General features: G+C 70.8%; 22 protein-coding genes. 8 read left to right on the top strand and 14 right to left on the bottom strand.

From position 1 onward, the window contains the following. Positions 1–223 precede the first annotated feature (223 nt). On the top strand, positions 224–1363 hold the full coding sequence (locus tag ASF43_RS22580) for a ribosomal protein L7/L12 (RefSeq protein ID WP_156373468.1): 1140 nt from the start codon (positions 224–226) through the stop codon (positions 1361–1363). On the opposite strand, the gene ASF43_RS22585 is transcribed toward ASF43_RS22580, so the two are convergent. Both ASF43_RS22585 and ASF43_RS22590 read right to left on the bottom strand, forming a co-directional pair. Then, entirely contained in the window at positions 1360–1887 is a 528-nt protein-coding gene (locus tag ASF43_RS22585) for an MgtC/SapB family protein (RefSeq protein WP_056186078.1), read from the bottom strand. The genes ASF43_RS22580 and ASF43_RS22585 overlap by 4 nt on opposite strands. 19 nt (positions 1888–1906) lie before the next feature. Continuing rightward, positions 1907–3904, bottom strand: a complete 1998-nt coding sequence (locus ASF43_RS22590; RefSeq protein WP_056186081.1) for a lytic transglycosylase domain-containing protein — start codon at positions 3902–3904, stop codon at positions 1907–1909. Between the two features lie 37 nt (positions 3905–3941). Between ASF43_RS22590 and ASF43_RS22595 the strand changes: the two genes are divergently transcribed. Further along, positions 3942–4517, top strand: coding sequence for a 5-formyltetrahydrofolate cyclo-ligase (locus ASF43_RS22595; RefSeq protein WP_056186631.1), 576 nt, complete (start codon positions 3942–3944; stop codon positions 4515–4517). Between the two features lie 198 nt (positions 4518–4715). On the opposite strand, the gene ASF43_RS22600 is transcribed toward ASF43_RS22595, so the two are convergent. Further along, positions 4716–5378, bottom strand: coding sequence for a Crp/Fnr family transcriptional regulator (locus ASF43_RS22600; protein ID WP_082498087.1), 663 nt, complete (start codon positions 5376–5378; stop codon positions 4716–4718). A 29-nt stretch (positions 5379–5407) separates the two neighbouring features. Then, positions 5408–6403 carry a LysR substrate-binding domain-containing protein gene (locus tag ASF43_RS22605; RefSeq protein WP_056186084.1) on the bottom strand — a complete coding sequence of 332 codons (996 nt, stop codon included), beginning with the start codon at positions 6401–6403 and terminating at the stop codon, positions 5408–5410. A gap of 106 nt (positions 6404–6509) precedes the next feature. Between ASF43_RS22605 and ASF43_RS22610 the strand changes: the two genes are divergently transcribed. Further along, entirely contained in the window at positions 6510–7016 is a 507-nt protein-coding gene (locus ASF43_RS22610; RefSeq protein WP_056186087.1) for a DUF2917 domain-containing protein, read from the top strand. A 26-nt stretch (positions 7017–7042) separates the two neighbouring features. Here ASF43_RS22610 and ASF43_RS22615 read toward each other — a convergent pair whose 3' ends face one another. From ASF43_RS22615 to ASF43_RS22640, 6 genes are all read right to left on the bottom strand, one after another. Then, the gene (locus tag ASF43_RS22615; RefSeq protein WP_056186090.1) at positions 7043–8677 is read right to left on the bottom strand and encodes an FGGY-family carbohydrate kinase; all 1635 of its coding nucleotides are present in this window, start codon (positions 8675–8677) and stop codon (positions 7043–7045) included. Then, positions 8677–9405: an SDR family oxidoreductase gene (locus tag ASF43_RS22620; RefSeq protein ID WP_056186093.1), complete on the bottom strand. Its 729-nt coding sequence runs from the start codon at positions 9403–9405 to the stop codon at positions 8677–8679. Before ASF43_RS22620 ends, ASF43_RS22615 begins: the two co-directional genes overlap by 1 nt. 25 nt (positions 9406–9430) lie before the next feature. Next, positions 9431–10690, bottom strand: a complete 1260-nt coding sequence (locus ASF43_RS22625; RefSeq protein ID WP_056186096.1) for a sugar ABC transporter permease — start codon at positions 10688–10690, stop codon at positions 9431–9433. After that, positions 10687–11496: an ATP-binding cassette domain-containing protein gene (locus tag ASF43_RS22630; RefSeq protein WP_056186099.1), complete on the bottom strand. Its 810-nt coding sequence runs from the start codon at positions 11494–11496 to the stop codon at positions 10687–10689. Before ASF43_RS22630 ends, ASF43_RS22625 begins: the two co-directional genes overlap by 4 nt. Before the next feature lie 2 nt (positions 11497–11498). Continuing rightward, complete coding sequence (locus ASF43_RS22635; RefSeq protein ID WP_056186102.1) at positions 11499–12557, bottom strand: sugar ABC transporter substrate-binding protein; 1059 nt, start codon at positions 12555–12557, stop codon at positions 11499–11501. A 91-nt stretch (positions 12558–12648) separates the two neighbouring features. Next, positions 12649–13533: a helix-turn-helix domain-containing protein gene (locus ASF43_RS22640; protein ID WP_056186105.1), complete on the bottom strand. Its 885-nt coding sequence runs from the start codon at positions 13531–13533 to the stop codon at positions 12649–12651. A gap of 302 nt (positions 13534–13835) precedes the next feature. Between ASF43_RS22640 and ASF43_RS22645 the strand changes: the two genes are divergently transcribed. Beyond that, positions 13836–15449 carry an ABC transporter substrate-binding protein gene (locus tag ASF43_RS22645; RefSeq protein ID WP_056186638.1) on the top strand — a complete coding sequence of 538 codons (1614 nt, stop codon included), beginning with the start codon at positions 13836–13838 and terminating at the stop codon, positions 15447–15449. A gap of 7 nt (positions 15450–15456) precedes the next feature. Here the strand turns inward: ASF43_RS22645 and ASF43_RS22650 are convergent, their stop codons facing one another. From ASF43_RS22650 to ASF43_RS22660, 3 genes are all read right to left on the bottom strand, one after another. Beyond that, positions 15457–16119, bottom strand: coding sequence for a Crp/Fnr family transcriptional regulator (locus ASF43_RS22650; protein ID WP_082498088.1), 663 nt, complete (start codon positions 16117–16119; stop codon positions 15457–15459). 137 nt (positions 16120–16256) lie between these two features. Continuing rightward, positions 16257–16940: a LuxR C-terminal-related transcriptional regulator gene (locus ASF43_RS22655; RefSeq protein ID WP_056186108.1), complete on the bottom strand. Its 684-nt coding sequence runs from the start codon at positions 16938–16940 to the stop codon at positions 16257–16259. A gap of 157 nt (positions 16941–17097) precedes the next feature. Beyond that, entirely contained in the window at positions 17098–18495 is a 1398-nt protein-coding gene (locus ASF43_RS22660; RefSeq protein ID WP_056186111.1) for a CoA transferase, read from the bottom strand. A gap of 48 nt (positions 18496–18543) precedes the next feature. Between ASF43_RS22660 and ASF43_RS22665 the strand changes: the two genes are divergently transcribed. Next, the gene (locus tag ASF43_RS22665; RefSeq protein WP_082498089.1) at positions 18544–19299 is read left to right on the top strand and encodes a Crp/Fnr family transcriptional regulator; all 756 of its coding nucleotides are present in this window, start codon (positions 18544–18546) and stop codon (positions 19297–19299) included. A 153-nt stretch (positions 19300–19452) separates the two neighbouring features. Beyond that, the gene (locus ASF43_RS22670) at positions 19453–19713 is read left to right on the top strand and encodes a hypothetical protein (protein WP_156373470.1); all 261 of its coding nucleotides are present in this window, start codon (positions 19453–19455) and stop codon (positions 19711–19713) included. A gap of 51 nt (positions 19714–19764) precedes the next feature. Here the strand turns inward: ASF43_RS22670 and ASF43_RS22675 are convergent, their stop codons facing one another. Beyond that, entirely contained in the window at positions 19765–20652 is an 888-nt protein-coding gene (locus ASF43_RS22675; protein WP_156373471.1) for a DUF6279 family lipoprotein, read from the bottom strand. On the opposite strand from ASF43_RS22675, the gene glmU reads away from it, so the two are divergent. Together glmU and ASF43_RS22685 are read left to right on the top strand one after the other, a co-directional pair. Continuing rightward, positions 20651–22060, top strand: coding sequence for a bifunctional UDP-N-acetylglucosamine diphosphorylase/glucosamine-1-phosphate N-acetyltransferase GlmU (gene glmU, locus ASF43_RS22680; RefSeq protein WP_056186122.1), 1410 nt, complete (start codon positions 20651–20653; stop codon positions 22058–22060). The genes ASF43_RS22675 and glmU overlap by 2 nt on opposite strands. Beyond that, complete coding sequence (locus ASF43_RS22685) at positions 22057–22839, top strand: ATP-binding protein (protein WP_056186125.1); 783 nt, start codon at positions 22057–22059, stop codon at positions 22837–22839. Before glmU ends, ASF43_RS22685 begins: the two co-directional genes overlap by 4 nt. The last annotated feature ends 4 nt before the right edge of the window (positions 22840–22843 follow it).

A 22843-nucleotide genomic window follows, 5' to 3' on the forward strand; every position in this document is an offset into this window, starting at 1 on the left:
TCGGCCCGCACCCGCTGGCGCTGGGCGCAGGAATGCCGCCGCGCGGGCGTGCCGCTGGGCAGCGCGCCCTGGCCGCGTGCTCCCGCGAATGCGGGATGTGCGCGCGCGCTGCCTCTCACCATACTGACGCCAGGCGAGCTGCCGCATGCGCAGGCTGCCAGCACCCCACGCGCCACATGCCGTGGCCGCAGGGGTTCAACCAACGGCCGGTGGGAGGGTTGCGATGATCAGAGCGTGTCGACGTGCCGCTGCAACGGCCTGGGCCTTGTGCTGCGGTCTGCTGCTGGGAGCCCCGTGGCCGCAGGCCCAGGCCGCGCCTGTGGTGCTGCAACAGGCCACGCACAACGGCACGGGCGACGCGCCGGGCCGCTTCAGCGCGCTGCTGCAGGGCGGCGCAGACGACCAGGCCACGCTGCAGCTGTTCACCGCGCCCGGCGCGGGCGGGCGCATCTCGGGCCTGTACGTGCAGGACGCCACGGGCGCGATCGCCCGCGACACCTTGTCGGGCGATCCGCTGGTGCGCCTGTCCCAGACCCAGGTCCACGAGGTGCTGCTGAACGACGCCGGTGCCAACAAGCTGGCGGTGATCAAGGCCTTGTCCTCCGCGCTGGGCATCGGCCTGACGCAGGCCAAGCGCCTGGCGGACGCTGCCCCCGTCGTGATCCGCTCGGCCGGCACGCCGGACGGCAATGCGCAACTGCAACGGCAGCTGCAGGACGTGGGCGCGCGCGTGACGCTGAGCAGCCGGCAGGATCCGTCCGCCCCGGCCGGCGCGAATGTGGGCGTCACCACGCCCGGCGGCACGCCGACCGGCTACGACGTGGTGCTGGCCCGCGCGGGCACCAACAAGGTCGCCCTCATCAAGCTGGTGCGCGACGCCACGGGGCTGAGCCTGGCCGAAGCCAAGAAGCTGGTGGACGAGGTGCCGTCCGTGGTCCAGGCCAACGCCAGCCGGGCCGAGGCACTGGCCCTGCGGCAGGCGCTGCAGGACAGCGGCGCCACGGTGGAACTCAAGCCGGTGGGCACCGGGGCCGTGGGGCAAGGCCCCATCGTCCTGCCGCCTGGCAGCGCGGGCATCGCACCCGACCTGCAGGTGCGCTTCGCCTACGCGGACCCGCTCGCCATACCGGCGCTGCAACTGACGTTCGAACTCGGTGTCGACCTGGCCGATCTGCTGGGTGCATGGCAGTCCGGGCAGTTCCGCTTCGGTGTCGAAGTGACGGACGCGGCCGGCGTGTCCGATCTCTACCTCGCGCCGCGCGCCGCAGCACCAACCGAGGTGCCCGAGCCGCCGACGGGTGCGCTGATCCTGGGCGCGCTGCTGTGCCTATGGTGGGGCACGGCGGCGCGGCGCAACCGCTAGCGGCGCGGGGGCTCGTCGGGCCGCGCGATGCGCGGGGGTTTTTCGGGCCGCTCGAACATCCGCGTGAACAGCGGCAGCGAGGCCATGATGGCCAGCGTCAGCAGGGTGGCCAGCATGGCCGTGCTTTCCTTGCCCATGCCGGCGGCCACGCCGATGGCAGCCGTCATCCAGATGCCGGCGGCCGTGGTCAGGCCCTTGACCGTGCTCTCCCCGTCGCCCTTGAGGATGGTGCCCGCGCCCAGGAAGCCCACGCCCGCGATCACGCCCTGCAGCACGCGGCTCATGTCGGCCGGGTTGATGCCGAACTGCTGCGAGGCCAGCACGAACATGGCCGCGCCCATGCACACCATCATGTGGGTGCGAACGCCGGCCGCCTTGCCCTTGGCTTCGCGCTCGATGCCGAGCAGCCCGCCCAGCAGCGCGGCCAACGTCAGACGCACCACGATGCGCGTGGCGGCCTCCACGTCGGGCAGGTCGGAGAACTCCTGCGCGATGGTCTGGCCGATGCGGCTCAAGGTCTCCATGCGGGGCCCGCGCGCGGCGTCAGGGCAGTTCCTTGCTGGCGTCCGGCGCGCCGGGGGCCAGTGGGCCGACGGTGCCCAGCCGGGCCTTGAGCGACTGCGGCTGGCCCGTGAGGATGGCCGCGTAGTTGGTGGCGTTGGACAGCACCTTCTTCACGTAGTCGCGCGTTTCGGTGAACGGGATGTTCTCGGCCCAGATGGCGGCGTCCAGCGTGGGCGCGCCGGCCTGGCCGCGCCAGGCGCGCGGGCGGCCCGGGCCGGCGTTGTAGGCCGCGGCGGCCAGCGGCATGGAGCCCGCGAAATCGTCCAGCACCAGCTTCAGGTAGCCCGTGCCGATGGCGATGTTGGTGTCGCGGTCGTTGATCTGGTTCGGCGTGAAGTCGGCCAGGCCGATCTTGCGCGCCGTCCAGCGCGCTGTGGCCGGCATGACCTGCATGAGGCCGGAGGCACCGACGCCCGAGCGCGCGTCCATGATGAAGCGCGACTCCTGGCGGATCAGGCCGTAGACGTAGGCCGGGTCGAGCTCGATGGCGCGCGTGCGCTGTACCACCGCGTCGCGGAACGGCATCGGAAAGCGCTGCGCATGGTCGAAGGCCTCGCGTGTGCGCTCGCTGGTGTTGATGCAGCGGTCCCACACCTCGCGCTGACAGGCCAGCTCGGCCGCGGCCAGCAGCTCGCGCTCGCCCATGCCGCCCTTGTCGTGCAGGTTGGTCGCGTAGTTCCACTCGCGCACGCCTTCGCTGCGCAGGCCCAGGGCGATGGCCTGCAGCGCGCGTTGCAGCGACGGGTTGGTGCGCGCGGCGGCGCGTTCCGCATCGGTGGGCTCGGGCGGGCGTTGCGGCATGGTGATCTTCTGGCCCAGCTCTTCGAGCGCCAGCTGCTCGTAGAAGCCGCGCACGCCGGCGATGCGCTCGAACAGCAGCGTGGCCTCGGCGCGGTCGGCTTCGCGGCCGATCTGCAGCAGCGCACGCGCGCGCCAGTAGACCCAGGTGGGGTCGGCGCGCTGCGCGTCGTCCATGGCCTGGATGGTGGTGGTCAGCTCCTTCCACCGCCCCATGCGCAGCGCGGTGCGTGCCTTCCAGGTCAGCAGGTCCTCGTGCAGGTCGGTGTCGCGCTCGACCCTGGAGAAGTACGCCCAGGTGTTGGGCGAGAGCTTGAGCGCCGCCTGCCGGCCGATCACGCCCCAGAGCCAGTTGCGCTCCTCGGCCGTGAGCTGCGCGGCCCACTTGGTGTCCAGCGCCGTGGCGGCCTGCTCGAAGTCGCTGCTGGCCATCTTGACCAGCGCCAGCGTCACGAGCTCGCGCCGCAGCTTGGACGCAGCGACCGTGCGGCCGGCCAGGTAGCGCGCCGGGCTGTCCAGCAGCTGGCCCATCTGGTCCATCACATCGGGCGCGACCAGCTGCACGGCGTTGCGCGCCGCGCGTGGGCGGCTGGCCTCGATCGCCAGCCTGGCCTTGCGCCAGGCGTCCGACTCGGGCAGGCGGCGCGCCGCGATCAACTGGCCGGCGGCCTGGGTGCAGCCGTCGTCGGCCTCGCGCTGGCCCATCCAGTTGCGGCGCACCTCCTCGACCGCCGCGGCGGGCACGGGCGATTGCATCTGGTCGATCAGCACCGCGTAGCAGCGCACCTCGCGGTCGTCCTGCATGCGGTAACGCGCGTGCTCGCTGGCGAACTGGCCCCAGTCGCGGCGCTGGCCCAGCAGCAGCAGCCAGTCGTTGCGCAAGCGGTCTTCCTGGTAGGTGCCGGGGTAGCGCGCGCTGAAGGCGGCCATGTCGGCAGCGGTCAGTTCCTCCAGCCGCGCGCGGCTTTCCCAGTAGGCGGCCCAGGGCTCCAGGCCATGGCCGCGCACCTGGGGCAGCAAGGTGGCGAGCCGCAGCTTGTCGCTGCGCCGAAAGGCCTGCTGCATCTCGACGATGAGCGCATCGGCCTGTGGGTCGGGCCGGTTCTGCGCGCTGCTGGTGACGGGCTGGGCGAGGCCCAGGGCGAAAGTGATCGATGTCAGAATGGCCCGTACTTGCATGGGGAGGATTATGGAGAAGTCGAACGAGGACAAGGCGCTGCAACGCAAGGCCTTGCGCGCCGCCTTGGTCGAGGAGCGGCTCAATTTGCCCGACCGGTTGCAGCGTGCAGACCTGCTGCAGCGTGTCATGCGCATCTGGTTGGTGGGAAGACCCGACACGATCATCGGCGCCTACTGGCCGATCAAAGGCGAGTTCGATCCGCTGCCGGCACTGCACCGCTGGAAGGAAGACGGCGAGCTGCAGGGCGGGCCGCAGTTGAAACGCATCGGCCTGCCGGTCGTTGACAAGGTGCACAAGACGCTGACCTTCCACGCCTGGTACCCCGGCTGCCCGATGGAGGAAGACGCCTTCGGCATCCCCAAGCCCAAGGGCACCGAGACCATCGTGCCCACGCTGCTGTTCGTGCCCTGCGTGGGCTATGCGGCCGGCGGTTACCGGCTGGGCTATGGCGGCGGCTTCTACGACCGCACGCTGGCCACCTTGCAGCCCAAACCGCTCACCGTGGGCCTGGGCTTCACCAACGGCTTCCTCGACGACTTCGAGCCCGAGCCGCACGACGTGCCGCTCGACGCCATCCTCAACGACAACGGCGTCGTCTGGCCGTTGCGGTAGACCACCCCGTTTGAATGGCGCACTGCGTGTAGCCATTCAATACCCCTCAAGGGGCGCACCCAGCGGTCTGGCAGAGCCAGCCCCGCGGGTGCACTGGCATGGCCTGCTCCGCGGCCTCTTGACCCTTTGCTTGCGAGGCCGTTCGTATCCTGCGGTTCGCGTGCCAGCGCTATTGGCCGTGCGGCAACGGCGCCGGCGCTACCAGCGTGCCGGCAGCTTGGTGAGCAGCACGATGCGCTTGTCCTGCAGCTCGATGTAGCCCGCGCCTTCCAGGTCTTTCAGGATGCGGCTGAGCATGTCGCGCGTGCAGCCGACCTGGTTGGCGATCTCCTGGTGGCTCAGGTTGTCGGGCAGCGTGGCGCGGCCATCGCCTTGCGGCTGGGCGGCCTTGCCGAGCAGCTGTGCCAGTCGCCCATACACGTCGATGAAGGCCAGGTTGCGCGCGCTGTTGGTCGCCATGCGCGCGCGGCGCGTGACCTTGCCCAGCAGATCGAGCGCGAAGGTGGGCTGCTTGGCGATGTAGGCCAGCAGCGAGTCGCGCGACACGAGTGCGCACGCCGTGGGCTCCATGGTGATCACGCTGGCCGAGCGCGGGCCGCCGTCCAGCGCCATCTCGCCGAAGTAGTCGCCCGGCCCGACCAGGCCGAAGGTGATCTCGCGCTCGTTCGGGTCGATGCCGTAGGCGCGCACCTGACCTTGCATGACGACGAACAGCGTGTCGCCGCGGTCGGCCTCGTACAGCAGCTGCGCGCCCGTGCGGTAGCGCCGCGGCGTGCCGAGTGCGGCCAGTTCGCGCACGGCCTGCGGGTGGGCCGGGTCGCTGCAGAAAGCTTGGGTCAGGGTGTCCAGGTCTGCGCTCATGGGCGAAATCTCCGGGGGGGTGGGAATGCTCAATCGATGTCGTCGATGGTGTCGGGGTCGGGCACGTCGCCCACGGCCGCGCGCGTCCGGGCCGACTGCGCCATCAGCCAGTTGCAGAAGTCGCGGATCTCCGGCCGCATCTCGCTGCGCGGCGGGGCGATGAGCCAGTAGGCCATCGGCGAGTCCATGCGCCGATGCGGCAGCACTTCGACCAGGTCGCCGTTGGCCAGGCTCTCGGCCACCAGCGGCAGCCGCGCCAGCACCAGGCCCTGGCCGGTCAGCGCGGCCTGCACCATCTGGTAGGCGTAATTGAAGTACAGCCAGCGCTGCGGCTGGAACTTGCGCGCCGTGGCCACCGGCATCTGCTTGTCGATCCAGCGCTGCCAGGTCAGCCATTCCAGATGCGTGCGGTGCGCGTCGCCGGCCTCGATCAGCGCGAACTGGGCCAGGTCCTCGGGCGTGCGCAGCTGCACGCCGCTCTTGAGCAGCCAGGGGCTGGCGACGGGCGTGAGCTGCTCGCCGAACATGCGACGGGCGCGCGTGGGCATGTTGACCGCCGGGCCGTAGCGCAGCGCAAGGTCGACGTCGGCCAGCTCCAGGTCCACGGCTTGGTCCGATGCGTCGATGCGGATGTCGATGTCCGGGTGGTCGCGCTGGAAGGCTTCGAGCCGCGGGATCAGCCACATCGAGGCGAACGAGGCGAACGTGGTGATGGACACCGTCTTGCGCCCCGCGCTCTGGCGGATCTGCCGCACCGCGCCGTCCAGCCGCTCCAGCGCGGGCGCCACGGCCGACAGCAGCTGCACGCCGGCGCTCGTCAGCTCCACCGCGCGCGTGTGGCGCAGGAACAGCGACACGCCGACCTCCTCTTCCAGGTTCTGGATCTGCCGGCTCACGGCCGACTGCGTCAGCGCCAACTCCTCGGCGGCCACGCGGAAATTGAGGTGGCTGGACACCGCGATGAAGGCGCGCAGATGGCCCGCCGAGATCGGCCGGGTGCGCAGATGGGTCTGGGAGTGCTGCATGGATTGATGCGTGACGCGAATCAAAAGCCTAGCGCGAATTCATTGGACTGGCTAGGGGGCCGCGACGATCATTCCTTTCCGAACCACCCATCCATTGGAGTCTGCCATGACCACCCAGGCCACCCTCGAAGCGCATCAATCCCTGTCCGGCGAATCGCTGCCCGGCTGCTGGAAGCTCGAGGCCGGCCGCGCGCTGACCATGCGGCCACGCGCGAGCGGCGTCTTGCGCATTGCGTATGGCCGGGTCTGGGTCACGATGGACACATTGCATGACGACGCCCAGGCGGCCGGCGACCTGTTCCTGGTGCCGGGCCGGGGCCTGGTGGTACAGGCCGGGCAGCGCGTGGTGATCGAGTCCGCCGGCACGGACCGCCAGGCGCCTGCCTACTTCAGCTGGGACCCGCTAGGCCAGACGCAGGCCCAGGCCGTGCGTGGCGCGTTGCGCGGCGCCGGCTGGCAGATCGCCGTGGCGCAGCCGGTGCGCGATATCGGGCTGGCGCTGGGGCAGGCCACGGCGGCAGTCGGGCGGCTGGTGCTGGGCGTGGCGGGCCTGGCAGCCGGGCCCGTCACGGCGCGGCTGCCATGGCAGCGCAGCCGGCGCGCCACGTGCTGATGCGCTGACGCTGTTGACGCAGGCGCCTACCCCGGCGCTCGTTGCAACTGCCGCGCCAGGCCCTGCAACTGCCCGAAGGCGGCGAACCGCGCCTGGTGCACGCCCGCCAGCGCGCCGCCCTGCGGGTGGAACGTCTGCCCCACGCGCGACATCGCTGCCATTGCCGCGCCCACATCGCCGAACGCACCGGCCGCCACGCCGCCCAGCATCGCCGCACCCAGCAGCACCGGCTCGTCGGCTTGCGCCGCCAGCACCGGTATGCCGCTCGCATCGGCCAGCAACTGCCGCACCAGGTCGAGCCGGCCCGCGCCGCCGCTGATCATGATGCGCGCCACCGGCGCACCGGCCGCAGCCTGCGCCTCGATGATCTGCCGCAGCCCGTAGGCGACGCCGCAGATGCCCGCGATGTACAGCGCGACCAGGCTGTCCATGTCCTGTTCCATGCCCAGGCCGGCGATGACCGCACGCGCATGCGGGTCGGCCAGCGGCGCGCGGTTGCCCAGGAACTCGGGCACGACATGCAGGCCCTGCGCCAGGTGCACCGCGTTCGACAGATCGCCGGCCTTGTGGGCCGCCAGCGTCGCCAGCAGCACCGGCAGCGACTGGCCTGCGGCCTGCGCCTGCTGCCGGGCCTCGGGCGCCAAGGGGTGCATGGCCAGCAGGTGGTCGATGGCCGCGCCGGCCACCGACTGCCCGCCCTCGTTCAGCCAGGTGCCCGGCACCATGGCCGAGAAATACGGCCCCCACACGCCCGGCACGAACACCGGCTCACGCGTGCTCGTCATCGTGCACGACGAGGTGCCGAACACGTAGGCCAGCGCCGAGAACGGGTCGCCGTCCACCCCCACGGTGCCGATGCCGCCCGCATGCGCATCGATCACGCCGGTGGCCACGGCCGTGCCGGCGTGCAGGCCCAGCTCGGCCGCCGCCTGCGGCGTGAGGCCCTGGCCCAGCGCCGTGCCCGGCGCCACCACGCGCTGGCCGATGCGCGCGAAGCCTTCGTCGGCCAGCACGCCCAGGCCGACGGTGCGGAAGTAGCCCGCATCCCAGCGCTGCTCGTGCGCCAGGTAGGTCCACTTGCAGGTGACCGTGCAGGTGGAGCGCGCCAGGTCGCCGCTGGCGCGCCAGGTCAGGAAGTCCGTCAGGTCCATGAACTGCCAGGCCTGCGCGAACACGGCGGGCCGGTGCTCCAGCAGCCACAGCAGCTTGGGCGTTTCCATCTCCGGCGAAATGCGCCCGCCCACGTAGCGCAGCACGTCGTGGCCGGTGGCGTTGATGCGGTCGGCCTGGGCCACGGCGCGGTGGTCCATCCAAACGATGATGTTGCGCGCCGGGTCTTCGCTGGGGCCCACGGGCAGCGGCTGGCCGCCCGGCCCCAGCACCACGAGCGAGCAGGTCGCGTCGAAGCCGATGCCGGCCACCTGGTCGGGCGACACCCCGCCCTCGGCCAGCGCCTGGCGCACCGATGCACACACGGCAGCCCAGATCTCGGTGCTCGATTGCTCGACCATGGCGCCGGGCGCATGGAACAGCGTGATGTCGCGCTTCGCCGTGGCCAGCATGCGGCCAGCCAGGTCGAACACGCCGGCGCGGGCGCTGCCGGTGCCCACGTCCACGCCGACCACGCAGCGCGCTGGCGTCGATGCGGTGGCGGCGGTCATCACAGGTCCACGCTGTTGGGCAGGATCACGATGTCGCGCACCGTCACGTTGCGCGGCCGGGTCAGCATGAACAGCACGCAGTCGGCCACTTCCTGCGGCTGCATCAGGCTGCCGTTGGCCAGCGCGTCGTCCAGCTTGGCCTGGGGCCAGTCGTCCAGCAGCGCCGTGACCACCGGGCCGGGCGCCACCGCGCCCACGCGCACGCCATGCGGCGACAGCTGGCGCCGCGTGGTGTGCACGAAGGCCTGCACCGCGAACTTGGAGGCGGTGTAGATCGGCTCCCAGGCCACCGGTACGATGCCGGCGATCGAGCTGGTGAACAGGATGTCGCCCGACTTCTGCGCCACCAGGTGTGGCAGCACGGCGTGCACCGAGCGGAACGCGGCGTTGATGTTCAGGTTCAGCATGCGGTCCCACGCGTCCGGGTCGCCCTCGGCCACGTTGCCGCCGACGTAGGCACCGGCGTTGGCGTGGAAGATGTCCAGCCCGCCGGCCAGCGCCAGGATGCGCTCCAGCATGGCCGAGTTCTGCTTCGGATCGAGCAGGTCCAGCTGCAGCGCCAGCGCGCCTTCGCCCAGGTCGTCGCAGGCCTGCGCCAGCCTGGCCGCGTCGTGGTCGATCAGCACCACCTTGGCGCCGGCGCCCAGCAGGGTGCGCGCGCAGGCCAGGCCGATGCCCGAGGCCGCGCCGGTGATGGCCGCGACGCGGCCGCTGAGGGGTTGGGTCATGGTGTGGATTCCTCGGTGCGCCGCGTCATGCGCGGCCATGCGACACGCGGGATTGCCGCGCCAGTGAATCGACGATCACCGCGATCGCCAGCACCGCGCCGGTGATCATGAAGCGCAGCGACGAGGACAGGTTCAGCAGCGTGAGCCCGCTGGCAATCGACTGGATCACGATGATGCCGAGCACCGCCGAGTACGCGCTGCCGCGCCCGCCGAACAGGCTGGTGCCGCCGATCACCGCCGCGGCAATCGCGTTCAGGTTCACGTCGCCGGTGCCGGCCTGCTGGCTGGCGGACGCCAGGCGTGCCGCGCTCAGCACGCCGCCCAGGGCGGCCAGGCTGGCGCAGGCCACGAAGGCGCTGGTGAAGATCATGTTGACGTTGATGCCGGCGCGCCGCGCAGCCTCGCGGTTGCCGCCCACCGCATGCAGCGAGCGGCCCCAGCGCGTGCGCCGCAGCGCGTAGTCCATGCCCACCGCCAGGGCCAGGAACAGCCCGAACATCCACGGCACGCCGCGCCCGGTGTTCAGGTAGGCCACCACGGCCTGCAGCAGCACGGTGATGGCCGTGGCACGCACCGCCAGGCTGGCCACCGAGGGCGCCGACAGGTTCACCGCCTGCCGCCGTGCGCGCGTGCGCAGGCCCACCACCAAGATGACGATGCCCGGCAGCAGCGCGAGCCCGTGCGAGACCACGGCCGGGATCACCATCAGCTGGCCGAAGTTCACCATGGGCGAGTCGTACGGCAGGTTGATCGAGCCGCTGGCGCCCAGCACGTAGAGCTGCATGCCGAGGATGGCCAGCAGGCCCGACAGCGTGGCCACGAAGCTGGGCATGCCCAGGCGGTTGAACAGCAGCGCGTACAGCGCGCCCACGGCCACGCCCACCGCCAGCGCCGCCACCACCGCCAGCGGCAGCGGCCAGCCCTGGTTGACCCACAGCATGCCGACCATGGCAGACGCAAAGCCGCTCATGGAGCCGACCGACAGGTCGATCTGCCCCACCATCAGCACACAGACGATGCCCAGCGCGATGACGCCGGTGGTCGAGCAGTCGAACAGCAGGTTGACCAGGTTGTCGGCGGACAGGAACACCGGGTTCAGGCTGGCGAACACCGTCCAGATCAGCGCCAGCCCGACGACCACGGGCAGCGCGCCCAGGTCGCCCGAACGCACGCGCGCAAAGAAGGCCGAGACGGTGCCGCCCAGCCCTTCGGCGTGCTGCACGCGCACATCGCTGCGGTCCAGCAGCTTGGGCGCAGCGCTGGCTGGGCTTGCGTTCGTGTTCATGCGACCTCCGTGGGTTGGGCCTGCTCCTGGCGCCGCGTGGCACGGCGCGAGACGGCGTTCTCGGTGGCGCCGGTGATGGCGGCCACGAGTTCCTGGTTCGACGAGTCGGGGTAGAACACGCCGTTGTTGCGGCCCAGCCGCAGCACCACGATGCGGTCGGCCACGGCGCGCACGTCCTCCATGTTGTGGCTGATCATGATCACGGCGTGGCCGCGGTCGCGCACGCGCTCGATCAGGTTCAGCACTTCGGCCGTCTGCGCCACGCCGAGCGCGGCGGTGGGCTCATCCAGCATGATGAGCTTGGGGTCCAGCAGCAGCGAGCGCGCGATGGCCACCGTCTGGCGCTGCCCGCCCGACAGCGAGGCCACCACGTCGCGCACATCTGGGATGCGGGCCGACAGCTCGTTCAGCAGCGTCCAGGCCTTGACCTCCATGGCCACCTCGTCGAGCTGCAACGGCTGCAGTTCGCGGCCCAGGTAGATGTTGGCGACCACGTCCAGGTTCTCGCACAGCGCCAGATCCTGGAACACGGTGGCGATGCCCAGGTCCAGCGCCTTGGCCGGCGTGTCCAGCGTCACCGGTTGGCCGCCGAAGGTGATGGCGCCCGCGGTGGGCTGGTGCACGCCCGCCAGCACCTTGACCAGCGTGGACTTGCCGGCCCCGTTGTCGCCCACCAGGGCCACGACCTCGCCGGCATGCACATCGAGATCGATGTCGGTCAGGGCGGACACCGCCCCGAAGCGTTTGGAGACATTGCGCAGGCTCAGGACGAGTTCGCCCGGAGCGCGCCGCGTGGCGGCCGTCATGCTCACAGTCCGATGCCGAGCTTCTTGCAGCCTTCGGCGTAACGGCCGGTGCACAGGTCCTTGGCCGACGCGATCTGCTTGTCGATGATCTCGGCCTTCAGGTTCTTGGCGGTCACCACGGCGGGCGTGAACAGCTGCGAAGGCGTGTTGTAGAGCGTCATCTCGGCCTTGGGCGTCTGGCCGTTCAGAAAGCCCACGGCCACGCGCGCAGCGGCCGCGGCCACGATCTCGCTGGGCTTGGAGATGGTGTTGTACTGGTCGCCCGAAATGATCAGCTGCAGCGCCGCCAGCGTGGCGTCGTTGCCCGAGATCGGTGGCACCGGGTTGACGCCCGCCGCCTTGAACGCGGCGATGGCGCCGCCGGCCGTGCCGTCGTTGGCCGCCACCACGCCGACGATGTCGGTGCGAAAGCGCGTCACCTGCCCGCTGACCCACTGCTGCGCCTTGGGCGGCGCCCACTCGGGCGTGTCGAACTCGGCCAGCGTCTTGTAGCCGCTGTCCTTCAGGCCGGCGTAAATGCCCTTCTTGATCAGGCCGGCCGCCGCGTCGGTGGGCGAGCCGTTGACCTGCAGCACGCCGCCCTTGTCGGTGGACACCTTGCTGTCCTTCAGGTGCTGCACCAGCGAGGCGGCGATCGCCTTGCCGATGCCCTCGTTGTCGAACGAGACGTAGTAGTCGGCCGGCGTCGTGGGAATGGGCCGGTCGTACGCGATCACCTTGACGCCCTTGCTCTGCGCCAGCTTGACCAGTGAGGCGGCCGAGGTCGAGTCCACCGGGTCCAGCACGATCACCTTGGCGCCTTGCGAGAGCACCGAGTTGAACTGCTGCTGTTGCTGCGCCACGTCGCCGTTGGCGTTCTGGTAGAGCACCTTGCAGGCGGCGCACAGCTTGCTCATCTCGGCCTTGAAGCCGGGGAAGTCGTGCTGCTCGTAGCGGGTGGAGGCCTGGTCGGGCATCAGGAACGCGACCGTGCCGGCCGGCTGCGCGACGGCGGCGGTGGCGGCCATGAGGCCGAGGGCGAGTGCGCTGGCGCGCAGCAGGGGGTTGGAAAGCGAGGTCATGGGCTGTCTCCTGATCGTTGGGTCAACGTGGCGGTATCGGTGAGGGGGCCTGGGCTGCAGGCGCGTGCGGTGGTGGTGCCGTTCTCCTTTCTCAGGCGGCCTGCGCCAGGTCTGCGTTCTCGGCCAGCAGCGTGCGAAAGCGCGAGGGCGCAAAGCCCTTGTGGCGCAGGAACTGCCGGTTGAAGTTGGAGATGTTCTTGAAGCCCGAGGCGAAGCAGATGTCCGTGATCGACAGGTGCTCGTCGCTCATCAGCAGCTGCGAGGCCAGGTTCACGCGCAGCCGGTTGACGTAGACGCTGAACGCCATGCCGGTGTGGCGCCGGAAGCTGCGCGAGAAGGCGCCGGGGCTCAGCCGCGCGATGGCGGCCAGTTCCTTCTCGCCGAAGGACTCGGTCAGATGGTTGCGGATGTAGTTCAGCGACTCGTTGATGCCGGTGGCCATGAAGCCCGACGGGTCGGGGTGGTAGGCGTCGCTGCTCAGCGCGCGGCTGCCCTTGGCGCGGCTCAGCGTGCCGACGATGGCCATGAACAGCTCGATGCGGCGGATGTCGGTGGCGCCGATCAGCTCCTGCACCATCGGCCCCACGGCGGCGGCGGTCTCGGGCGTGAACAGCACGCCGCGCCGGCTCATGTCCAGAAGCGGCAGGAAGGCCGCCAGCTCGGGCAGGACCTGCGCCGCGTCGCGGATGAACTGCTCGTTGAACTGCAGCACGCGCCCGCGCAGCGGCACGGTGGTGCCGGCTGGCACATGGCTGACCCAGTTGTGCGGCAGGTTCGGGCCGGTCAGCACCAGGTGGCCGGGTGCGAAGTCGCCGATGTGGTCGCCCACGAAGCAGCGCCCGGTGGTCGCCACCACGTGGTGCAGTTCGCATTCGGGGTGGAAGTGCCAGCGCACCGTGCGGAACGGGTAGCCGTGTTCCCACGCCTTGAACGACTGGGCGCGGCCGATCTGCACAAGCTCGAGGTCTGGTTGCATCGTCACTTCTCCATCCGCACGCGGGCGCTGGTTGTCTCCGGGGCGCTCTGCTGGCGCGACGCCCTCTGCGGCGCATGGTAGGCGCGCAGGAGAGCGCTTCGCTACTACGTTTGGCTGCTTGGACCGATACGTTTTTGTCGTTCGCAGGCTTGCTGCATGGCGACATTGCGCGATGGCGCTGCGGTCTGGCGCCAGCGGCGGCCAGTTGTGACCAAACGAAACGCCGCTGTCTGCGTCGTGCCGCCATGCCGACGGGCAGGGGTTGTCCCGCAGAATCCAGTGCGTTGGAGTTGGAGGTGACGATGCAAACGGCTGTTGTTCCCCATGCCGGCCGGCGCGCCGTGCGGTGCCTGGTGGTCGGTCTGCTGGCCACGTGTGGGCTGGTCACCGCCGCCCATTCCCAGACCTTGCGCTGGGCCTCCCAGGGCGACCTGCAGACCCTGGACCCGTATTCCCAGAACGAGCTGCTGACCAACGCCATCAACGGCCAGGTCTACGAGACGCTGGTGTCGCGCGACCGCGAGCTGCAGCTCGTGCCGGGGCTGGCCACGGCCTGGCAGCAACTGTCGCCCACGGTGTGGCGCATGCAGCTGCGCCCGGGTGTGAAGTTCCATGACGGCAGCCCGCTGACGGTGGACGACGTGGTGTTCTCGGTGCAGCGGGCGCGTGACCCGGCCTCGGGCATCCGCGCCTACGCCACGGCGATGGGCGAGCCGCGCAAGGTGGACGAGGCCACGGTCGAGTTCACGCTGGCGCAGGTCAACCCCATCTTCCTGCAGCACGCCACGCTGGTGCAGATCATGAACAAGGCCTGGTGCGAGAAGAACGGCGCCCAGCGCCCGCAGGATTTCAAGGGCAAGGAGGAGAAGTTCACGGCGCTGAACGCCAACGGCACGGGGCCGTTCGTCGTGGTGTCGCGCCAGCCCGATGTGAGGACCGTCTACCGGCGCAACCCGAACTGGTGGGGCAGCTTCGACGGCAACGTGCAGGAGGTGGTCTACACGCCGATCAAGAGCGACGCCACACGCACGGCGGCGCTGGTGTCCGGCGAGATCGACCTGCTGCTCGACCCGGTGCCGCAGGACCTGGCACGGCTGCGCGGCACCGCCGGCGTGAAGGTGATCGACGGGGTCGAGAACCGGGCACTGTTCATCGGCATGGACCAGGCGCGCGAGGAGCTGCTGTACAGCAGCGTCAAGGGCAGGAACCCGTTCAGGGACGTGCGCGTGCGCCGCGCGCTGTACCACGCGGTCGATGCCGAGACGCTGCGCACGCGGCTCATGCGCGGGCAGGCGGTGGTCACCGGCTCGGTGCTGCCCTCGCCGCTGGGGCACTACAACGACCCCGCCTTCGAGCGCCGCCTGCCGTTCGACCTGGCCAGGGCGCGCGCGCTGCTGGCCGAGGCGGGCTATCCCACGGGCTTTGACGTCACGCTGGACTGCCCGAACAACCGCTATGTCAACGACGAGGAGATCTGCATCGCGCTGTCGGCCATGTGGGCGCAGATCGGCGTGAAGGTGCGCGTGAACGCCCAGCCCCGCGCGCTGTATTTCCCCAAGGCCGAGAAGCTGGACGTGTCGATGTACATGCTGGGCTGGGGCGGCGCGATCACCGATGCCGAGACCACGCTCAAGCCCGTGCTGCGCGCGCGGGGCGAGGGCGGCGTGGGCTACTACAACTGGGGCAACGTGAAGAACGCGAAGCTGGACGCGCTGGCCGCGGCGTCCAGCCAGGAGGCCGACCCGGCCCGGCGCGAGCAGCTCATCAAGGCCGCGCTGCGCGAGCACGACGAGCAGGCGCACCACATTCCGCTGCACCGCCAGGTGATCCCCTGGGCCATGCGCGCCAACGTGACGGCTGCGCACCGCGCCGACAACTGGCTGGAATGGCGCTGGGTGCAGATCGCACCGCGGTAGCGCGGCGCTACCAGCGCGCGGGCAGCTTGGTCAGCAGCGAGATCTGGCGCTCGCGCTGGGAGATGTAACCGCCGGCTTCCAGGTCCTTCATGATGCGGCTGACCATCTCGCGGCTGCAGCCGACGCGGCTGGCGATCTCTTGCTGCGTCATGCGTTCACGCACCAGCGAACTGCCGTCGGGCTGCGGGTCGGCCAGCTCCACCAGCAGCTGCGTGATGCGGCCGTAGACGTCGGTGAAGGCCAGGTTGCGCACGGCGTTGGTGGCCGAGCGCGCGCGGCGGATCACCTTGCCCAGCAGATCCAGCGCGAAGCTGGGCTCGCGGCCGATGTAGGCCAGCAGCGCGGCGCGCGAGATCAGGGCGCAGACCACAGGCTCCAGCGTGATGACGCTGGCCGAGCGCACGCCGCCGTCCAGTGCCATCTCGCCGAAGTAGTCGCCCGCCACGATCACGCCCAGGGTGATCTCTCGGCCGTTGCTGTCGTTGCTGTAGACCTTGACACGGCCTTCCATGACGATGAACAGCGTCTCGCCACGGTCGGCCTCGTGGATCAGGATCGTGCCCTTGCGGTAACGGCGCACCTCGCCCATCGCGGCCAGGGCGCGCAGCGAGCTGGAGTGCGTCGTGTCTGTGTAGAAGGCATGGCTCGGTGCGATCGACTCGGACGTCATGGAAAGGCGGGCCGCTTGGGCGCGGCGCTGGTGGCGTATACACACCAGTCTACGCCAAGCACAGGCACGCATGTGCTGCAGGCGCCTGGGCGATGGCGCCGTAAGCGTGCAAACGCCTGCGCGCGGGCCGCCGGTCTTCAGCAGAGGTGGCGTGCCATGGGCGGCAGCAGCGAGACCGTCTGCACCAGGTCGCGGATGGAGCCGCAGCGCGTCTTTTGCCGGATGCTGAGCAACTGGCTGCGCACGGTGGACACCTGCACGCCGTGCTGGTCGGCCACCTCGTGCGGGCGCATGCCTTCGCACACGGCGGCCAGCACATTGCTCTCGGCGGCGGTCAGGTCGCAGGCGCGGGCGAACAGGGCCATGGCGGAGGCGTCGCACAGGCGGCGCTTGGCGAAGATCATGAGCGCCGTGCCTTCGTCGCCAGGCGCGGCCAGCGGCACCACGGCCACGGTCGTGCGCACGCCTTCCTTGCCGACGTTCAGCAGGTCGCGCACACCGGTGCGGGCCAGGGTCAGGCTGCGCTCGAATGCGCGGTCGTCCTGCGGGCGCAGGGCGTGGACGATGCCGTCGATCAGGCACAGGCCGCTGCTGTGGCCGCTCTCGGGGCTCATGGCGATCAGCGCGGGCTGGTTGGCCAGGCGCAGCTTGCGCGTGCCGATGCTGATCAGCGCCAGCCCGTAGTCCACGTGCTCGATCACGCTGCGCAGCAACACGCTGGCATTGAAGGGGTCCGATGGCGGCACGGAGGCACGCTCGGCGGAAAAGCCCGCGGCGGGCCAGGCGGGGCTCGAATCCAGGGTCGTCAGGCTGTCCAACATGGTGATTCCTCCTCCCGCACTTGCTGGGGTTGCCGTTGCGTCTTGCGGCGCCGGCGTATCAGCGGGATGGAGGAACTTTAGGCGCGAGGTGCCCCGGGCGTGCGTGCGGGGAGCCACATGCGATGTGTGACGTATGCACACAAATTCTCGCGAATCTCTACGCCAACCAGCTCGAATTTGTGCTCGTATGGCCCAGATCCCTGGCCGGCCAGGCCCAGTGCAGCGGCATGCCCTCGACCTGCAGCGGCGGGCGCAGGCGGCGGGCCGGCCCCCAGGCGGTGCGCTCGGTGGCGGCGGCCAGATCGTCCTCCTGCTCGGGGGCGAAGGTCGGTCCGGGCCCGGCCAGGCCCGCGTCCGTGAGCAGCAGCGCGGTGCGGGCCAGCGAGGCCTGCGCGAGGCTGCCTGCACCCGTGGCCAGACGTTGCTGCAGGCCGCGCAGCACGGCCGCGGCCAGCAGGTAGCCCGTGGCCTGGTCCAGCGCCTGCACGGGCAGCGGCACGGGGCGGTCGCGGCCGGCCTGGCGCATGCCGGCATCGGCGATGCCGCAGCTCATCTGCACGATGCTGTCGAAGCCACGCCGACCGCGCCAGGGGCCGGTGAAGCCGTAGGCGCTGAGCGACACGTCGACCAGGCCCGGGCACAGCGTGTGCCGTGCCTCGGGCCCCAGGCCCAGGCCCTCCAGCGCACCGGGCCGCAGGCCGTGCACGAGCACATCGGCGCCGCGCAGCAGGTCCACCAGCCGGGCCCGGCCGTCGTTGCTGCGCAGGTCCAGCCGCATGCAGCGCTTGCCCAGGGTCAGCTCGGGCACCAGGGCCGGCTCGTTCCAGTCGGGCGCGTCGACACGCAGCACGTCCGCGCCCCAGCCGGCCAGCAGGCGCGTGGCCACGGGGCCGGCCATCACGCGCGTGAGGTCCAGCACGCGCACGCCGGCCAGCGGGCGGTCCGGCGGCACGGTCCAGGTCGGGGCCGGCACCGCGGGCGTGGCGCTGCGGTGCAGCAGCGGCTCGGCCTGCAGCGCCAGGCCTTGCGGATGCGCGGCCCAGGCCTGCAGGCTGCGCATGCTGCCAGCGCAGCCGCCGGCCGCCAGCACGGCGGCCTCCAGCGCGTCGGCGGTCCATGCCGACACCGCGTGCGCCACCTGCTCCCGCTCGGCCGGCGCCTGCAGCACGCGCAGTGCCGCGGCGCGATGGTGCGGCGCGTTGGTGTGCAGGCGGATCCAGCCGTCGGCGGTGGCGTAGTCGCCGGCAACGGCGTCCCAGGCGCTGGGCAGTAGCCAGCCCTCGGGCCGCAGCGTGAGGCCGAACCAGAACGAGGCCAGCCGCCGGTCCACCTGCACGGCTGGCGCCCGGCCATGCCGGGCCTGCACCAGCGCAGACGCCGCCAGGCCGGCCACCGCGACCGCCGCGGTGGCCAATGCGCTGGTATGGAACACGGAGGGCAGGGCGCCCGCGCCCGTGCACCGCACCCGGTGCAGCGCGGCGGTGTCGCCACCCGGCGCCTGCCAGAGTGCGGCGAGCAATCGGTGCGTGACGGGGCAGTCGGCGGGCTCTGGCATGGTGCGAGGGGCAGTCGTGCGGTGGGACGGCCAGCCTACACTGGCCGGGTGAACCCTGCCGACTTCGCCCTCGATCCCCCCCGTTGCGTGGCGTGCCCGCTGCGCAAGTGCGGCAACTTCCTGCCGGTGGACGACGCCGTGCTCGCCTTCATCGACGACTTTCGCAGCGAGACGCAGATGCTGCCGGCCGGCGAGACCCTGATCCGCGAGCAGTCCAAGGCGCAGCGGGTGTTCACGCTGTTCTCGGGCTGGGCGTTTCGCTACAAGACCTTGTCAGACGGTCGGCGGCAGATCCTGAACTTCATGCTGCCCGGCGACTTCTTCGGCCTGCAGCAGCAGTTCACCGACGGGGCGACCTACGGCGTGGAGGCCTTGACCGAGGTGGCGGTGTGCGTGTTTCCCGCAGCCCGCCTGTGGGACCTGTACCGTGCCCACCCGCAGCTGGGCTACGACGTGACCTGGCTCAGCGCGCGCGAGGAGCAGATGCTCGACGAGAACCTGCTGACCACGGGGCGGCGCAGCGCCATCGAGCGCGTGGCCGTGTTGCTCATCCACCTGTTCAAGCGGGCGCAGCGCGTGAACCTGGTCGACGCGGACAACGGCTTCGCGTTCCCGTTGACCCAGCAGCACGTGGCCGACGCGCTGGGCCTGTCGCTGGTGCACACCAACCGCACCCTGCGCCGGCTGCAGCAGCTGGGGCTGCACGAACTGGCGGACGGGCGCATGGTGCTGCGCAACGCCAAGGCCCTCAAGCAGTTGGCCGATTACGTGGACCACCCGCTGAACGCGGTGCCGCTCATCTAGGCGCCGTAGGACTGCGCCGACATCTGTAACAAGCGCCGGACGACTCGGCCAACGTCGCCGGGCTTTTACGCTCAGCGCCCAGGCGCGAACCGACCGGCAGCAGCACTCTTGCGAACCGCGGGACCGCCTCTTCCGACCTGAGGACCTGCTGCCATGAACATGCGTTACCACCGCCCGCTGCACACCCCCCTGCAACAACGCGCAGAGCATGGCGACAGCCGCCAGCAGCAGCAGGACAACGGCACGCACGAATTCCAGCCCATGGCGCAGCAGGGCGACAGCAGTGGGCACGACGACCAGTCCCACACGCTGGCCGCCTACCTGGAGCGCGCGCGGCAGGTCGGCGACATGCCCAGTCCCCGCACCCCTGGCAGTGCGCCGCAGCGGCGCGTGGACCTGCGCCTGGCGAAATAGCGGCAAGCCCGGCGCTGTCCGCAGCGCCTGGCAATGCGCCGGACCCCCTCCTTACTTCTGGCTGGCCAGTTCCAGCACGTCCTTCTCGTAGGCCTTCAGGCGCTTGACCGCGTTCTCGCGTTGCGCGGGCGTGGCCGTGTTGTGCGCCACGGCGAAGGCCTGGCAGCCTTCGTCGAACTGGCGCTGGGCATAGGCTCGCAGTTCAGGCTCGGGGGACTCGCGGTAACGGTCGAACAGCTTGCGCAGCGCCTGGGCCGCTTGTTCGGGCGTCGCCTTGTTCGCAGCCAGGCCGCGCAACACCTGCAGGGTGTCCTGCTGGCGGCGCAGCCGCTCGGTCTGCTGGATCTTGGGGTCGAAGCTGGACGCATCGACCTGCTGGCGCACGACTGCGCGCTGCGCGGTGTCGAGCCGGCCGTACACGTTCTCGGCCCGCTCCAGCGCCTTCTTGAAGCGCTTCTCGCGCGCCTCCTGCAGGGGGATGTTCACCCATTCCTTGCGGAACTCCTCGTTGCTCTTGGCGTACTTGGCTTCCAGGTGCGTCAGCTGCTCGGGCGTCAGGCTGACGATCAGGCTGGCCGCGCCGCTGCCGGCCGGCACCGAGATGTTGCCGATCTCGCGCCGCGCGTCGTCCAGCAGCGCGCAGGCCTGGGCCGGCGCCACCTGCTCGGCCGCCACGAGCACCTGGGCGCGTTGCAGCAGGCGCGCATATTCGGGCAACTGGGTGCTGCGGTGCCAACGCTGCAGGCCGTCGAGCTCCTCGCGCAGCCGTGCCGCCTGCGCGTCGTCGAAGTCCAGGTAACCGTTCAGCCACCAGTAGCTGGCCGTGGGCGCGGCGTTGTAGACCAGCTTGATCGCATTGCAGCCTTGCAGGGCGACCAGCGCCAGCGCCAGCACGATAATCCGCGCGCAACCGATATGTGAAGAAAAGGAACGATTCATGGCATCCGTCGATGTGGTGATCATGGCCGCGGGCAAGGGTACGCGGATGAAGAGCAGCATTCCCAAGGTGTTGCACCGACTGGCTGGACGCGCACTGCTCGGCCATGTGGTCGATACGGCGACGCGGCTGGCGCCACGGAACATCATCGTCATCACCGGCCACCAGGCCGAGGATGTGGAAGGTTTTATCCGCGCCCAGCCGGCCGCGCAATCCGCAAGCGCCCTGCAGTGCGTCAGACAACAGCCTCAACTGGGCACCGGCCACGCCGTACAGCAGGCCGCGCCGCACCTGCCCGAAGACGGCGTCACGCTGATCCTGAACGGCGACGTGCCCCTCATCCAGCAGAACACCCTGCAAGCCCTGCTGGCCGACTGCGCCGGCACCCGGCTCGCGCTGCTGACCGTGGACATGCCCGACCCTAGCGGCTACGGCCGCATCGTGCGCGAGGGCGACGCCGTGCAGCGCATCGTCGAGCACAAGGACGCCACGGCCGCGCAGCGCGCCATCCGCGAGATCTACACCGGCGTCATGGCCGTGCCCAGCGCGCGGCTCAAGCACTGGCTGTCGCGCCTGTCGAACGACAACAGCCAGGGCGAGTACTACCTGACCGACATCGTGCAGATGGCCGTGGCCGACGGCGCCACCGTGGTCGCCACCAAGACCGCCGACAAGGTGCAGGTCGATGGCGTGAACAGCCCCGTGCAACTGGCCGAGCTTGAACGCGCCTGGCAGCAGCGCAACGCCACGCGGCTGCTGGAGCAGGGCGTGCGCCTGGCCGACCCGGCGCGCATCGACGTGCGCGGCACGCTGCAGTGCGCGGCCGATGTGGAGATCGACATCAACTGCGTGTTCGAAGGCCAGGTCACGCTGGGCGAGGGCGTGCGCATCGGCGCGCATTGCGTGGTGGCCAACGCGCACATCGCGGCCGGCGCGGTGGTCCAGCCCTTTTGCCACATCGAAGGTGGCAAGGCCGCGGCCGAGCACGTGCAGGTCGGCGCGGGTGCCATCATCGGCCCGTTCGCACGGCTGCGGCCCGGCGCGCAGCTGGCCGAGGAGGTCCACATCGGCAACTTCGTCGAGGTCAAGAACTCCACGCTGGCCCGGGGCGCCAAGGCCAACCACCTGGCCTACCTGGGCGATGCCACCGTGGGCGAGCGCGTGAACTACGGCGCCGGCAGCATCACGGCCAACTACGACGGCGCCAACAAGCACCGCACCGTGATCGGCGACGACGTGCACGTGGGCAGCAACTGCGTGCTGATCGCGCCCGTCACCGTCGGCGCCGGCGGCACGGTGGGTGGCGGCTCCACCATCACCAAGGACACCGAGCCCGGCGCGCTGAGCGTGGCGCGTGGCCGACAGATCAGCATCCCCAACTGGAAGCGGCCGGCGAAGAAGGCCCCATGAGCGCGTCGCCGTCGCCCGCGCACGCCGACGACGTGACGGCGCTGCGCGCGCTGCTGGCCCGGCGCGAGCAGGAGCTGGCCACGGCGCGCCAGGACGCCGAAGACTTCATGCGCATGGTCTCGCACGACCTGCGCGCGCCGCTGCGCCACGTGCTGGCCTACAGCAGCCTGCTGCGCGAGATGCTGTCCGGCGGCGAAGACCCGGCGCCGGCCCTGGCCACGCTGGAGCGCTCGTCGCGCCAGCTGGGCGACATGCTGGACGCCGTGGTGGAGCTGGCGCGGCTCGCGCGCGCGCCGCTGCAGCCCGTGCACACGCCGGGCGCCCTGCTGGTCGAGGAGGCGCGCCGCGGCCTGCAGGGCCAGGTGCCGGACGCCGACCTCGCGCGCCCCGTCGAGTGGCGCATCGCGCCCGACCTGCCGGCCCTGCCCGGTGACGCCACGCAGCTGCGCCAGGCCCTGCGCCTGCTGCTGGCGAACGCACTGAAGTTCACGCGCCACGTGCCCGAGGCCCGCATCGAGGTCGGCGCGGCTCCCGTCGAGGGGGCGGGCGTCCAGCTCTACGTGCGCGACAACGGCGCGGGCTTCGACCCGGCCCAGGCCTCGCGCCTGTTCCAGCCTTTCGCGCGTCTGCACGGCCCGCGTTTCGAGGGCCTGGGCACCGGCCTGGCGCAGGTGCGCCAGATCGTGCGCCGCCACGGCGGCCAGGTGCATGCCGAAGGCGCGCCCGGGCAGGGGTGCACGGTGACGGTGACGCTGCCCGCCGTCCTGGCCGGCCGCTGACGGC

Origin of the sequence: Pseudorhodoferax sp. Leaf267, from assembly GCF_001422405.1 — a bacterium.
In the GTDB taxonomy this organism is placed as follows: domain Bacteria; phylum Pseudomonadota; class Gammaproteobacteria; order Burkholderiales; family Burkholderiaceae_C; genus Pseudorhodoferax.